This window comes from Streptomyces sp. BK79, assembly GCF_044142145.1.
GTDB lineage: Bacteria > Actinomycetota > Actinomycetes > Streptomycetales > Streptomycetaceae > Streptomyces.
The window spans coordinates 233,204-246,838 of sequence record NZ_JBHVOC010000009.1 but is presented as its reverse complement, the minus strand read 5'-3'; the positions used below and the strand labels follow the sequence as shown (position 1 = coordinate 246,838).

General features: G+C 72.4%; 12 protein-coding genes. 8 read left to right on the top strand and 4 right to left on the bottom strand.

The annotated features are described in order from the left end of the window. Positions 1 to 193: 193 nt before the first annotated feature. The 5 genes from ACFIF2_RS14085 to cseC all read left to right on the top strand — a co-directional run bounded on the left by ACFIF2_RS14085 (position 194) and on the right by cseC (position 5,089). A complete protein-coding gene (locus ACFIF2_RS14085; RefSeq protein WP_395572942.1) occupies positions 194 to 1,336 on the top strand; it encodes an A/G-specific adenine glycosylase in 1,143 nt (380 codons plus the stop codon). Between the two features lie 295 nt (positions 1,337 to 1,631). Beyond that, on the top strand, positions 1,632 to 2,165 hold the full coding sequence (locus ACFIF2_RS14080; protein ID WP_043371941.1) for a SigE family RNA polymerase sigma factor: 534 nt from the start codon (positions 1,632 to 1,634) through the stop codon (positions 2,163 to 2,165). Then, positions 2,153 to 2,821, top strand: coding sequence for a hypothetical protein (locus ACFIF2_RS14075; protein WP_395572941.1), 669 nt, complete (start codon positions 2,153 to 2,155; stop codon positions 2,819 to 2,821). The genes ACFIF2_RS14080 and ACFIF2_RS14075 overlap by 13 nt, the downstream gene beginning before the upstream one ends. 172 nt (positions 2,822 to 2,993) lie before the next feature. After that, positions 2,994 to 3,698 (top strand): two-component system response regulator CseB, encoded by a 705-nt coding sequence (gene cseB, locus ACFIF2_RS14070; RefSeq protein WP_395572940.1) that lies wholly within the window; start codon positions 2,994 to 2,996, stop codon positions 3,696 to 3,698. Continuing rightward, positions 3,587 to 5,089 carry a two-component system sensor histidine kinase CseC gene (gene cseC / locus ACFIF2_RS14065; protein ID WP_395572974.1) on the top strand — a complete coding sequence of 501 codons (1,503 nt, stop codon included), beginning with the start codon at positions 3,587 to 3,589 and terminating at the stop codon, positions 5,087 to 5,089. The genes cseB and cseC overlap by 112 nt, the downstream gene beginning before the upstream one ends. Positions 5,090 to 5,114: 25 nt before the next feature. Here cseC and ACFIF2_RS14060 read toward each other — a convergent pair whose 3' ends face one another. The 3 genes from ACFIF2_RS14060 to ACFIF2_RS14050 form a co-directional block, all read right to left on the bottom strand. After that, positions 5,115 to 5,561, bottom strand: coding sequence for a VOC family protein (locus tag ACFIF2_RS14060; protein WP_395572939.1), 447 nt, complete (start codon positions 5,559 to 5,561; stop codon positions 5,115 to 5,117). Between the two features lie 72 nt (positions 5,562 to 5,633). Next, positions 5,634 to 6,044, bottom strand: coding sequence for a helix-turn-helix transcriptional regulator (locus ACFIF2_RS14055; RefSeq protein WP_395572938.1), 411 nt, complete (start codon positions 6,042 to 6,044; stop codon positions 5,634 to 5,636). 167 nt (positions 6,045 to 6,211) lie between these two features. Beyond that, the gene (locus ACFIF2_RS14050) at positions 6,212 to 7,798 is read right to left on the bottom strand and encodes an MDR family MFS transporter (protein ID WP_395572937.1); all 1,587 of its coding nucleotides are present in this window, start codon (positions 7,796 to 7,798) and stop codon (positions 6,212 to 6,214) included. A 147-nt stretch (positions 7,799 to 7,945) separates the two neighbouring features. Here ACFIF2_RS14050 and ACFIF2_RS14045 point away from each other — a divergent pair, with 147 nt between their 5' ends. Continuing rightward, on the top strand, positions 7,946 to 8,545 hold the full coding sequence (locus tag ACFIF2_RS14045; protein WP_395572973.1) for a TetR/AcrR family transcriptional regulator: 600 nt from the start codon (positions 7,946 to 7,948) through the stop codon (positions 8,543 to 8,545). An 11-nt stretch (positions 8,546 to 8,556) separates the two neighbouring features. Here the strand turns inward: ACFIF2_RS14045 and ACFIF2_RS14040 are convergent, their stop codons facing one another. Next, the gene (locus ACFIF2_RS14040; RefSeq protein WP_395572936.1) at positions 8,557 to 9,234 is read right to left on the bottom strand and encodes a M23 family metallopeptidase; all 678 of its coding nucleotides are present in this window, start codon (positions 9,232 to 9,234) and stop codon (positions 8,557 to 8,559) included. A 579-nt stretch (positions 9,235 to 9,813) separates the two neighbouring features. On the opposite strand from ACFIF2_RS14040, the gene ACFIF2_RS14035 reads away from it, so the two are divergent. Together ACFIF2_RS14035 and ACFIF2_RS14030 are read left to right on the top strand one after the other, a co-directional pair. Next, a complete protein-coding gene (locus tag ACFIF2_RS14035; RefSeq protein WP_395572935.1) occupies positions 9,814 to 10,482 on the top strand; it encodes an HAD family acid phosphatase in 669 nt (222 codons plus the stop codon). A 46-nt stretch (positions 10,483 to 10,528) separates the two neighbouring features. Next, positions 10,529 to 13,567, top strand: a complete 3,039-nt coding sequence (locus ACFIF2_RS14030; protein WP_395572934.1) for an NACHT domain-containing protein — start codon at positions 10,529 to 10,531, stop codon at positions 13,565 to 13,567. The last annotated feature ends 68 nt before the right edge of the window (positions 13,568 to 13,635 follow it).

Here is a 13,635-nt window from a genome sequence, read left to right as displayed (position 1 = left end):
GGCCCGCCGCCTTCCCGACGGACGGGCCCGTCGCCGGGTGGCCCGGCGTCGTCGGCCGGGAGGGGTGCGTTCATGGGGCCGACGCTACAAGCGGGCGGCGGGGCGGCGCCCCTGCCGATCGTCAGGTGCGGTGGCCGCCACCGGGTGGCGGTGCGCCCCCGGGGTGGTCCTCCCGTGGCAGGATCGGAGGGTCATGACTGCGCCCACGAAGCCCTCGCATCAAGGCCCCTCCGATCCCGCCGCCCCGGCCTCCGGCCCGGCGGACAGCACCGTCCCCCGCCCGGCGGACGGTCCTTCCTCCGGCCCGGAGGGCACCACCGCGCCCGGTACGGCGGATGCCCCCGCGTCCGGTACGGCGGATGCCCTCGCGCCCGACCTCGCCGGTGGGCCCCTGTCCGACGGCGTAGCCGCGGCCGCCGCTGACCGCTCCGGCGCCCGTCCGGGGGGCGAGCGGGAGGCGGGCGGGGCGGCGCTGCACGCTCCCGTCATCGACTGGTTCGACGAGCACGCCCGCGACCTTCCGTGGCGGCGCCCGGAGGCCGGGGCGTGGGGCGTGATGGTCAGTGAGTTCATGCTCCAGCAGACGCCGGTGAGCCGCGTCCTGCCCGTCTACGAGCAGTGGCTCGCCCGCTGGCCGCGCCCCGCCGACCTCGCCGCGGAGGCACCCGGCGAGGCCGTCCGCGCCTGGGGCCGGCTCGGTTACCCGCGCCGGGCCCTGCGGCTGCACGGCGCCGCCGCGGCCATAACGGAACGGCACGGCGGCGACGTACCGGCGGACCACGCGCAGTTGCTGGCGCTGCCCGGCATCGGCGAGTACACGGCCGCCGCGGTCGCCTCGTTCGCCTATGGCCAGCGGCACGCCGTACTGGACACCAACGTCCGACGCGTGTTCGCCCGCGCGGTCGGCGGTACGCAGTACCCGCCGAACGCCACCACCGCCGCCGAGCGGAAGCTGGCGCGGGCGCTGCTGCCGGAGGACGAGGCGGTCGCCGCCCGCTGGGCCGCGGCCTCCATGGAACTCGGCGCGCTGGTGTGCACGGCGAAGAACGAGTCGTGCCACCGCTGCCCGATCGCCGGCCAGTGCGCCTGGCGGCTGGCCGGCAAGCCCGCGCACGACGGGCCGCCGCGCCGCGGCCAGACGTACGCGGGTACCGACCGGCAGGTGCGCGGCCGGCTGCTCGCGGTGCTGCGGGAGGCACCGGGACCGGTCCCGCAGGCGGCCCTCGACCAGGTGTGGCACGAACCGGTCCAGCGGGCCCGCGCCCTGGACGGCCTCGTCGCCGACGGTCTGGTGGAGCCGCTGGCGGACGGCCTGTACCGGCTGCCGCTGGGCTGACGTACAGCCGCGTGACAGGGGTACGTCACTAGGCGGGCGGCGTCGCGACAGCGGTACCGCCGGGCGAATCACCCGTTACCCCTCTCAAGTGCCCGACCGTTTTGCCCCTTTCCTGCTTCCGTTACACAACCGACGGACAGCCGAGCCTTCGCCGCAGGCTGCTTCGCACAGCGCCGTGACAACGCTTCCCTACCTTCGTTTCCATGCCCCGCGGACACCGCGGGACCAGGGACCACACGCAGTGGGCCGACGGCGACCAGGCCGTCGGGGCGACGGGGATCGGAAGGCGGTTGACATGGGCGAGGTGCTCGAGTTCGAGGAGTACGTCCGCACCCGGCAGGACGCGCTGCTGCGCAGCGCCCGGCGCCTGGTCCCGGACCCCGTCGACGCCCAGGACCTGCTCCAGACCGCGCTGGCCCGGACGTACCGCCGCTGGTCCACCATCGAGGACAAGCGGCTCGCGGACGCCTACCTGCGCCGGGTGATGATCAACACGCGCACCGAGTGGTGGCGGGCCCGCAAGCTGGAGGAAGTGCCGACCGAGCAGCTCCCGGAGTCCTGCGTGGACGACTCCACCGAGCAGCACGCGGACCGCGCCCTGCTGATGGACGTCATGAAGGTGCTCGCCCCGAAGCAGCGCAGCGTCGTGGTGCTGCGACACTGGGAGCAGATGTCGACGGAGGAGACGGCCGCGGCCCTCGGCATGTCGGCCGGGACGGTCAAGAGCACGCTGCACCGGGCGCTCGCCCGGCTCCGTGAGGAGCTGGTCGCCCGCGATCTGGACGCGCGGGCGCTGGAGCGTGAGGAGCGGGAGCGTTGCGCGGCCTGACCGACGGTCGGACCCCCGGGGAACCCCGGCGGGGCACGCAGGCGACGAGTACGGCGGTGGCCGTGTTCGTCGCCCTCGGCGTTTCCCTCTCCGGCTGCGCGGCCGGCGGCACCGGCGCCCGGGACGAGGGGCCGGCCCACGCGGAGGCGGTGGGTCCCGCCGCGTCCTCCTCGCCCGCGGCCGCCGCCCCCTCGAAGGTTCCCGACCGGGTGGACGCGGTCCGGCTGGTGAAGGCCGACCCCCGGGTCTCGGCGGAGGTCAAGCGCGAGCTGAAGCCGTGCGTCGCCGACCAGTACCCCGTCGACGTGTCGTACGGGAAACTGACCTCGGGCTCGTCGGAGGACGTCGTCGTCAACGTGCTGACCTGCGGCGACGGGGTCGGCGTGGGCAGCTACGTGTACCGCGAGGAGGGCGGCGCGTACCAGAACGTGTTCCAGGCCGAGGAGCCCCCGGTCTACGCGGAGATCGACCGCGGCGATCTGGTGGTGAGCAAGCAGGTGTACGAGAAGGGCGACCCGGTGTCGGGCCCGTCCAGCCAGACCGTGATCACCTACCGCTGGGCGTCGGGCCGGTTCACCGAGGAGTACCGCGTCCACAACGACTACAGCAACGCGGTCGGCGAGGCGCCGACCCCGGCCCCGGAACCCGACGGCTGACGCACCCTACGGCCGACGCGCCCGACGGCCGACGCGCCCGCGGATGAACCGATCGGGCCGTCCGGACCGATGACCGGGTGAACGCGGTGCGCGCGACCGGCGTCTGCCCGAGTGACCGCACCCGCGCCGGCGACCGCACCCGACCATCACAACGAGGACTGAGAGCACCGGGATGGCAGACCAGACCCACGTCCTGTTCGTCGAGGACGACGACGTCATCCGCGAGGCCACGCAGCTCGCCCTGGAGCGGGACGGCTTCGCGGTCACCGCGATGCCCGACGGGCTGTCGGGGCTGGAGGCGTTCCGCGCCGACCGGCCCGACATCGCGCTCCTGGACGTCATGGTCCCCGGCCTCGACGGCGTCAGCCTGTGCCGCCGGATCCGGGACGAGTCCACCGTGCCGGTGATCATGCTGTCGGCGCGGGCGGACTCCATCGACGTGGTGCTGGGCCTGGAGGCCGGTGCCGACGACTACGTGACCAAGCCGTTCGACGGTGCCGTGCTGGTGGCCCGCATCCGCGCCGTGCTGCGCCGCTTCGGGCACGCCGGCGGGGGTGCCCGGGCGGACGACCAGGGGGGCGCCGGCACCGGCGGGCCGCTCACCTTCGGCGAGCTGGAGGTGGACACCGACGGCATGGAGGTGCGCCGGGCCGGGCAGCCGGTGGCGCTCACCCCGACCGAGATGCGGCTGCTCCTGGAGTTCTCCTCCGCGCCGGGGACCGTGCTCTCGCGCGACAAGCTGCTGGAACGGGTGTGGGACTACGGCTGGGGCGGCGACACGCGGGTCGTCGACGTCCATGTGCAGCGGCTGCGCTCCAAGATCGGCCAGGACCGGATCGAGACGGTCCGCGGCTTCGGCTACAAGTTGAAGGCCTGAGCGGGGACACAGGGACGATGCGGGGGTTCACGAGACCGGGCATCCGTGCGCGGCTGAGCATCCGGACCGGGCTGCGCTGGAAGCTCAGCGCGGCCATCGCGCTGGTCGGCGCGCTGGTGGCGGTCGCGCTGAGCCTGGTCGTGCACAACGCGGCCCGGGTGTCGATGCTGGACAACGCGCGCGACCTGGCGGACGACCGGGTGCTGATCGCGCAGCGCAACTACGAGCTGTCCGGGCGGCTGAACTTCCCGAACGCCCAGATCGACGACCCCGAGCTGCCGGCCGAGCTGCGGAGGAAGGTCGAGGACGGGCGGCGGGCCACGTACGTCTCGGAGCGGCCGGACGGCGTGACGGACATCTGGGCCGCCGTGCCGCTCAAGGACGGGCACGTGATGTCGCTGCACTCCGGGTTCACCGACCGCAGCGCGGACATCCTCGAGGATCTCGACCAGGCGCTGGTGATCGGGTCCATCGCGGTCGTCCTCGGCGGCAGCGCGCTCGGGGTGCTCATCGGCGGCCAGCTGTCGCGCCGGCTGCGCAAGGCGGCCACCGCCGCGCACCGGGTCGCGGGCGGGGAGCCGGACGTGCGGGTCCGGGACGCCATCGGCGGCGTCGTGCGGGACGAGACGGACGACCTCGCCAGTGCCGTGGACGCGATGGCGGACGCGCTGCAGAAGCGGCTGGAGGCCGAGCGCCGGGTCACCGCGGACATCGCGCACGAGCTGCGCACCCCGGTGACCGGTCTGCTCACCGCCGCCGAGCTGCTGCCGCCGGGCCGGCCGACCGAGCTGGTGCTGGACCGGGCGAAGGCGATGCGCACGCTGGTCGAGGACGTCCTGGAGGTGGCCCGGCTGGACGGGGCCTCGGAGCGGGCCGAGCTGCAGGACATCATGCTGGGCGGTTTCGTGACCCGGCGGGTGGCGGCCAAGGACCCGGACGTGGAGGTGCGGGTGGTCCACGAGTCGGAGGTCACCACCGACCCCCGCCGCCTGGAGCGCGTGCTGTTCAACCTCCTCGCCAACGCCGCCCGGCACGGCCGGCCGCCCGTCGAGGTCAGCGTCGAGGGCCGGGTGATCCGGGTCCGCGACCACGGGCCCGGTTTCCCCGAGAACCTCCTCGCCGAGGGCCCGAGCCGCTTCCGCACCGGCAGCACGGACCGGGCGGGCCGCGGACACGGGCTGGGCCTGACCATCGCGGCCGGCCAGGCGCGGGTCCTGGGCGCCCGGCTCACCTTCCGCAACGTGCGGCCCGCCGGGGCGCCGGAGCACGTGCCGGCCGAGGGCGCGGTCGCCGTGCTGTGGCTGCCGGAGCACGCGCCGACCAGCACCGGCAGCTACCCGATGCTGCCGGACCGGTCCCACAGCGGCTCCGGCTCCCCCGGCCGGTCCTAGAGCGCGTCGTTCGGACGGACCCCGCTCAGCAGGCGAAGTCCTGGTCCATGTCGAGGCCGCCCTCGCGGGGCTGGGTGAAGGAGAACCAGTTGCCGGAGTCGTCGCGGAAGAGGGCCTCCGTGCCGTACGGGCGCTCCTGCGGCTCCTGGAGGAACTCGACCCCGCGGTCCTTGAGCTTCTTGTAGTCACCGTGGATGTCGTCGGTGGTGAGCACGCCGGCGCCGAGCGCGCCCTTGGCCACCAGCTTCTCGATCATCTCGGCGGACTCGGGGTCCATCGCGGGGCCGGACGGGACCATCAGCGTCAGTTCGACGTCGGGCTGGTTCGGGGAGCCGACGGTGAGCCAGCGCATCCCGCCCTCGCCCATGGTCAGATCGGTGCGGACCTCCAGGCCCAGCTTCTCGGTGTAGAACGCCTTGGCCCGGTCCTGGTCGAGGACCCAGACGGTCGAGATGGCGAGACCCTTGATCATGGCGTGCTCCTGTTGTCCGCGCCGCGTCCGCGGCCGTTCCCGCTTGCCCTGCCACGGTAGGCAGCGGGGGTCTCAGTCCGCTTCTCCGGAATTGCGCCGCACGCCGCCCGCCCAGTGCATGACGTAGCAGCCGGGGATGAGGGCGGTCCCCCGGCCCACGTGCTTCGTCCGGTACTCGCTCGGGGTGAGGCCGGTGCGGGCCTTGAACCGGGTGGAGAAGGTGCCCAGGCTGCTGAAGCCGACCAGGTGGCAGCTCTCGGTCACGGACAGACCGGCGGTGCGCAGCATGTCCTCGGCGCGCTCGATGCGGCGGCGGGTGAGGTACTGGCCGGGTGTCTCGCCGTACGCCTCCTTGAAGGCGCGCAGGAAGTGGTACCGCGAGTACCCGGCGTGCGCGGCCACGGCGTCGAGGTCGAGCGCCGGGTCGGCCCAGTCACGGTCCATGGCGTCTTTGGCCAGCCGCAACTGCCGCAATTTGCCCATGCTGCCGATGGTGGCACGGGGCACTGACAGCGACGACGTACGTGAACACATCCGGGCCGAGTGTTGGCGGGGCGCTCGGACGAGCGGGGCTCAGGGGGCCGACCGGCGGCGGTCACGGGACCGCCGCCTTCGCCGTCACACCGCCCCGGTCACCGGCGCCTTCGCCGTCACACCGCCCCGGTCACCGGCGCCTTCGCCGGCGCCGGGCCGTCGCCGCCCCCGTCGGCCGGGTCCTGTGCCGCCTTCGGGCCCGCGCCCTTCAGCGGCACCTCCTTCACGAAGACCGCCGCGACCAGCGTGAGGACCGCCACCGCGGCGCCCAGCAGGAACGCGCCGTGGCTGCCGGAGGACACCGCGTGCTGGTAGGCCTCGCGCGTCGCCTCCGGGAGCTTGGCCAGGCTCGCGGCGTCCAGCTGCGCCGACTGCTCGGTCACCCGGGAGCCCAGCGCCCCGGCCCGCTCGGCCATGACGTCCTGGACCCGGTGGTTGAACAGGGCGCCCATGATCGCGACGCCGAAGGAGGAGCCGAGGGTGCGGAAGAGGGTGGTGGACGAGGACGCGACGCCCATGTCCTTCATCTCGACGCTGTTCTGCGCCACCAGCATGGTGATCTGCATCAGGCAGCCCATGCCGAGACCGACGACGGCCATGTACACCCCGGACGTGAACCGCGAGGTCTCCGTGTCCATCAGCGACAGCAGGAACAGCCCGACGGTCATCAGCGCGCCGCCCGCGATCGGGAAGACCTTGTACCGGCCGGTGTTGGTCGTCACCCGCCCCGCGACCATCGATGTGACGAGCATCGCGCCCAGCATCGGCAGGAGCAGCAGCCCGGAGTTGGTGGCGGACGCGCCCTGCACCGCCTGCTGGTACAGCGGCAGGAAGAGGGTCGCGCCGAACATCACGAAGCCGGTGATGAAGCCGATCAGGGACATCAGCGTGAAGTTGCGGCTGCGGAAGATGTGCAGCGGGACGACCGGCTCGGCCGCCCTGGTCTGCCAGAACACGAACCCGACCAGGGACGCGACCCCGATGCCGATCAGCTCCATGATCCGCGCGGAGGTCCAGGCGTACTCGGTGCCGCCCCAGGTGGTGACCAGCACGATCGCGGTGATGCCGACGGTGAGCAGCGCGGCACCCGGATAGTCGATCCGCGCCTCGCGGCGCTTCTTCGGCAGGTGCAGTACGGCGCTGATGGCGACCAGCGCGACCGCGCCGAGCGGCAGGTTGATGTAGAAGGACCAGCGCCAGCCCCAGTGGTCGGTGATGGTGCCGCCGACCAGCGGTCCGCCGATCATGGCGAGCGCCATGACGCCGGCCATCATGCCCTGGTACTTGCCGCGCTCCCGGGGCGGGATCAGGTCGCCGATGATGGCCATGACGCCGACCATCAGACCGCCGGCGCCGAGGCCCTGGACGGCGCGGAAGCCGATGAGCTGGCCCATGTCCTGGGCCATGCCGCTGAGCGCCGAGCCGATCAGGAAGATCACGATCGACGTCATGAAGACGCCCTTGCGCCCGTACAGGTCGCCGAGCTTGCCCCACAGCGGGGTGGAGGCCGCGGTCGCGAGGGTGTAGGCGGTGACGACCCAGGAGAGGTGCTCCAGACCGCCCAGCTCGCCCACGATGGTCGGCATCGCGGTGCCGATGATCATGTTGTCCAGCATCGCGAGCATCATCGCGATCATGAGGGCGAGCAGGACCACCCGCACGCTCCTGGGCTGCTTGCCCGTCGTCTCCGGTATGTCCGCCATCGCTCCCGCTCCCCCAGCCACCGCTGCTCGTCCGCTCACTTACTTGCCGACCGGCAAGTTGACTACACTGGGGAAAGTAGACGCGTAACTAGCCGGTCGTCAAGTAGGTTTTTCGGAACGTGCGCGGAGCGGCGGGTGCGTAGGAGGATGGGCGGCACGATGGACAGCACCAAGCAGCAGCGGCGGCGTGGGGACACCCGTCAGCGCATCCAGGACGTGGCGCTCGGCCTCTTCGCCGAGCAGGGGTACGAGAAGACCTCACTGCGGGAGATCGCCGAGCGCCTGGACGTCACCAAGGCGGCGCTCTACTACCACTTCAAGACCAAGGAAGAGATCCTGGTCGGCATCTTCGAGGATCTCTCCCGGCCGATGGAGGACCTGATCGCCTGGGCGCGGGAGCAGCCGCACACCCTGGAGACGAAGCGGGAGATCATCCGCCGCTACAGCCAGGCGCTGGCGGGCGCGGCGCCGCTGTTCCGCTTCATGCAGGAGAACCAGGCCACGATCCGGGACCTGCGCATCGGCGAGATGTTCAAGACCCGCATGCTCGGGCTGCGCGACAGCCTCATCGACCCGGAAGCGGACCTGGTCGACCAGGTCCGCTGTGTGAGCGCGCTGTTCACGCTGCACGCCGGGATGTTCGTCCTGAGGGACCTCGAAGGCGACCCCGAGGAACAGCGCCAGGCCGTTCTCGAGGTCGCCATCGATCTGGTGACCCAGGCGCACCGGGGTTCCGGCGGCGCGTAGCTCCCCGCTGCTTAGACGGTCACGCCCTTGGCGCGCAGGAAGGAGACCGGGTCGACGGCCGAGCCGTAGTTCGGGGTCGTACGGATCTCGAAGTGCAGGTGCGGGCCGCTGGAGTTACCGGTGTTGCCCGACTTGGCGATGGACTGGCCGGTCTTGACGATCTGGCCGATCTTCACGTTGACCTTGGACAGGTGCGCGTACTGGGAGTACGTGCCGTTGCCGTGCTTGATCACGACCGCGTTGCCGTAGGCGGGACCGTCACCGGCGCCGTTGCCGCCGGCCTTGACGACGGTGCCGCCGTGGGTGGCGACGACGTTGGTGCCGATCGGCACGGCGAAGTCCTGGCCGCTGTGCTTGCTCGCCCACATGCCGCCGTTCTGGGCGAAGCTGGCGGTGAGCTTGTAGTTCTTCACCGGGTCCACCCAGGAGGCGGCCTTCTTCTTGGTGGCCGTCTGCTTGGCGGCGACGGTCTTGGTGGCGGCCTTCTCGGCCTTCGCCGCCTTGGCCTGCGCCGCGGCCTGGGCCTCGACGGCGCTCGCCGCGGTGGAGGTGCTGGAAGCCGCCGTGGTGCCGGTGGCGGCCGCGACCCCGGCTCCCAGTGCGACCGAGGCTCCGAGGCCGGCGGCCATCACCGCGGCGCGAGTGCGGACGGTCGTACGGGAAGAACGGGACGTGACACGCGGGAACATTCGAACCTCATGGGGACGGGAACAGAGGAAAGCCCCTCCGGCGGGACGCTCGAGGCGCTCACCGGGCGGGCTCCACCTTGGTAACCCGACCAGCCCAAAGCGCACAAAGGTGTGACCTACGACCCCATCTAGTACTTGAGCGCGATACTTCCCAGCTCGCGACAGAGCCCCCATTCAGGACAAAACCAGCTCAGAGCCTCGCGAAACGGGCTCCCCTTAGGGGCGATACGTCCGTTTTCGTAGTTCTTGCGGCATCCACTATTCCCCGTAGTACCGCCCGAACGGCCTGTGCGGCACATCACCGGCGGGGGCGGTCGCCGACCCCTCGAATGTGACCCGGGCTACGCGCGCCACGGCCCGCCCGCCCCTGCCTCCAGGCCGTTCAGCAGGCCCGGAACATGACGGGCGTCACGCCGTTCGGGGCCGAAATGGCCGGACGGGAGCGCGCCCTCGGCCGACTACTGCCCAGTAACCCAATCGTTGCCGCACCGCCACTTGCCCGGGTGAACATGCACGCGACAACTTGGTGCCGTCAGGCATCCGCGCAGGCATGACAGGCATGAGAGGACCCCACCCCCCATGACCGAGCAGAACGGACAGACCGGACCGGCCGGGCGCACCTGGAGGCGCGTCGCGGGCACGGTCGCCGTCACGGCGGCGGCGCTCACCGCGACCGTCACGCCGTCCGCCGCCGCCCCGGCCGAGACCCCGCGCGCCGCGGCGGCCACCGCGACGACCACGGCGGCCGCCGCGGACGTCGGCTACGACACCTGGCAGCGGGACTGCCGGGCGGTGATGGACCAGGCACTGCCCTATCTGAAGGAGCGGATCGCCGACGCGGCCCCCGGCGAGAAGCAGGCGATCGTCCTCGACATCGACAACACCTCGCTGGAGACCGACTTCGGCTTCAGCTACCCGCAGCCCGCCAACCGGCCCGTCCTGGAGGCCGCCCAGTACGCCCAGACGCACGGCGTCGACCTGTTCTTCGTGACCGCCCGCCCCGGCATCATCGAGGCGCCCACCGAGTGGAACCTCGCCCACGCCGGCTACGAGTCCTCCGGCCTCCACGTCCGCGGCTTCCTGGACCTGTTCCGCAACGTCGCCGAGTACAAGACGGCCCAGCGCGCCCGGATCGAGGCCAAGGGCTACACGATCATCGCCAACATCGGCAACAGCGCCACCGACCTGTCCGGCGGCCACGCCGAGAAGACGTTCAAGCTCCCGGACTACGACGGCCAGTTGTCCTGACGCCGCCCGATAAGCTCCCCTGGTCGACCGACCACGGGGGTGGCACATGGAACCGGCGGTACTGGGTGGGAAGTTGGCGTCCAGCCTGGTCGCCCCCCTGGTGAAGAAGCTCTTCGTCACGGGCGGCCCCGGCGCCGGACTGGTCGACCGGCCGGTCCGGCTGGCCCGCCTGGTCTCCTTCCGGGGCGAGCAGCGCCACCTCGGTGAGGCGGAGGTGCGCAAGCTCGCGGGGCGGCTGGTCGGGGCGTCCCTGGACTCCCCCGGCGAGCCGCCCTTCCCGCGCGACGAGGCGGAGGCCGTCACCGTCGCCCTGACGACCCGTCTGCTGGCCCTCGGCGACCTGGACATGGACGACGTCCAGGCGGTCCGCCTGGGCCACCAGGAGCTGGCCAAGCAGTTGCAGCACCGGACGCCCTCGGCCACCGGGGGTCTGAGCGCCGACGCCTGCTACTTCCTCGACTCGGTCACGGAGTGGGCCTGCCTGCACATACTTGAGTTCTTCACCCGGCGCTCGACCTTCGTCGCGCGGACCCTGGTGGAGCAGGCCCGGTGGCACGCGGAACTGATCGCCAAGGTCGACGAACTGATCGCCCGCACCCCGCGCCCGGACGCCCGGGACATGGCGTTCGAGCGCCGGTACCTGTCCTACGTCGCCGAGCGGCACAACCACCTCACCATCTACGGCATCGATCTGCGCGACTCCCCGGACCGGTGGCCCCTGGAGGTGGCGTACCTGAGCCTGGAGGCGACGACGACGGAGGACCGCGCCTCACTCCCGGGGGAGCACGCCGACCCGGAACGCACCGTCCGTCTGCCCGCCGAGACCGCGCTGACCGCCCACGACCGGGTCATGCTGCGCGGTGACGCCGGATCCGGCAAGACGACCCTGGTGCAGTGGCTGACGGTGACCGCCGCACGGGCCGGCGACCGGATCCCCTACGTGCTGCCGCTGCGCACCCTGGCCCGGGCGGGCACACCCCCGGCGCCCGCGGCCTTCCTCACCGCGGTGGGCTGCCCGCTCACCCCGCCCGAAGGCTGGGCCGAGCGCGTCCTCACGGCCGGCCGGGGCCTGGTCCTCGTCGACGGCCTGGACGAGATCCCGGCCGCGGAACGGCGCCACACCCGCGACTGGCTCCTCACCCTCATCCGCTCCTACCCTGGCAACCGCTGGCTGCTCACCTCGCGCCCCACCGCCGTACGCCCCGACTGGCTGGCCGCCGAGGGCTTCCGGGAACTGGCCCTCACCCCGATGCGCCAAGACGACGTCAGCACCTTCGTACGACGCTGGCACACGGCGGCCGACGCCCCCGAGTACGAGGCGAGGCTGCTGGACGCCCTGCGCACCAAACGCGACCTCGCCCGCCTCGCCACCAACCCCCTGATGTGCGGCCTGATCTGCGCCCTGCACCGGGAACGGCGGGGCTACCTCCCCACGGGCCGCAAGGAGCTGTACGACGCCGCCCTGACGATGCTGTTGGCCCGCCGGGACCGAGAGCGGGGCATGGAGGCCGTCGAGCTGGGCGAGGAGGCGCAGCTGGAGCTGCTCCAGCGGCTGGCGTACGCGCTGGTGCTGAGCGGGCGCACGGAGATGGACCTCGCCACGGCCGAGGGGATCGTGGACCGCGCGCTGCCGTCGATCGCCTCGGCGGCGGGGCAGGGGGACGCGACGGCGGTGCTGGGGGCACTGGTCCTGCGCAGCGGACTGCTCCGGCGGCCCGGCGAGGGCACCCTGGAATTCGTCCACCGCACCTTCCAGGACTACCTGGGCGCGCGGTACGCGGTCGAGGAGGGCCACCTCGACGTCCTCGCCGGCCACGCGGGCGACACCCAGTGGGAGGACGTCATCCGCATGGCGGTCGCCCACGCCCGGCCCGGCGAACGGGCGGTACTGCTGCGGCGGCTGCTCGCCGAGGAATCCCCCCGGCTGACGTTGCTGGCACTGGCGTGCCTGGAGCACGCGACCGCCCTCGATCCAACGGTGCGGGCGGAGGTGGAGGCGCGGGCGAGGGCGCTGATCCCGCCGGGGTCGAAGGAGGAGGCGAAGGCGTTGGCGGAGGCGGGACCGCTGGTGCTGGAGCTGCTGCCAGGACCGGACGGACTGACGGACACGCAGGCCCACGGCGTGACGGTGACGGCCTCGCTGCTGGCGGCGCGGGAGCCGGGCGCGGCTCTGGCGGTGCTGCGTCGGTTCCGGGGGCACGGCGCGTTGGATGTACGACGGCAGCTGGTCGGGACGTGGGAGCGGTTCGAGGCGCGGGAGTACGCGATGGAGGTACTGGACCACCTGGACCGCACGGACCTGTTTCTGAGCTGCGCCACGGACGAGCAGCGCGCGACCCTCGCCGACATGCGGCCGTGGAGCCACCTGGACCTCCGCGGCTCGGGCAGTGCGTCCGGGATCATCGGCCGCGTGAGAGAGCCGGACGCGGTCGCCTCACTGCACGTCGTGGACGATCCCGATCTGACCGACCTGGGGGTGCTGGCGGCCTTCGGCTCGCTGCGGCGCCTGCAGCTCGTCAGCTGCCGTTCGGCCCGGGGACTTGGGGACCTCTCGGCGCTTCCACTCAGGGAACTGGCCATCAGCGACATGGCCGATCTGTCCGGCCTCTGCGAGCTGGACTCGCTCCGCTTCCTGTCCCTCACACAGGAGCTCGAGGGCAGCCGGCTGACGGACGCCCTTCCCCTGGCCGCACCGTTCGAGTTCCTGTTCCTCGGGCTCACGGCCATCGACAGCACCGGGCTTCGTGGTCTGTCCCACTGGGGGACGGTGAAGTACCTCAGTCTGGGCCCCGCCCTCTCACTCGACGCGGAGGACTGGGCGGAGATCGCCCGGCTGCCGCTGCTCACAGCCCTGTACCTGAACGCGTCGCTCTTCCCGGACGGTCTCGGTCCGATGCCGGTTCTCCCCGGCGTGATCGACCTGAGTCTCGCGGCCCTCGAAGGGCACGAGGACGTGTCGGCCGTCCCTGGCCTGCTGCCCGACGTACGCAACGTCGTCCTCCAGACCGCCCCCGGCGCCCGCTTCGACACCGCCCCCTTCGCCGCCCTCTTCCCGGACGCGGACATCACCCTGGACGAACGCTGACGCGGCACGGCGAAAGGGGCTGCCCGGGACCGAAGTCCCGGGCAGCCCCTTTCCAGGCTCACCCCCGG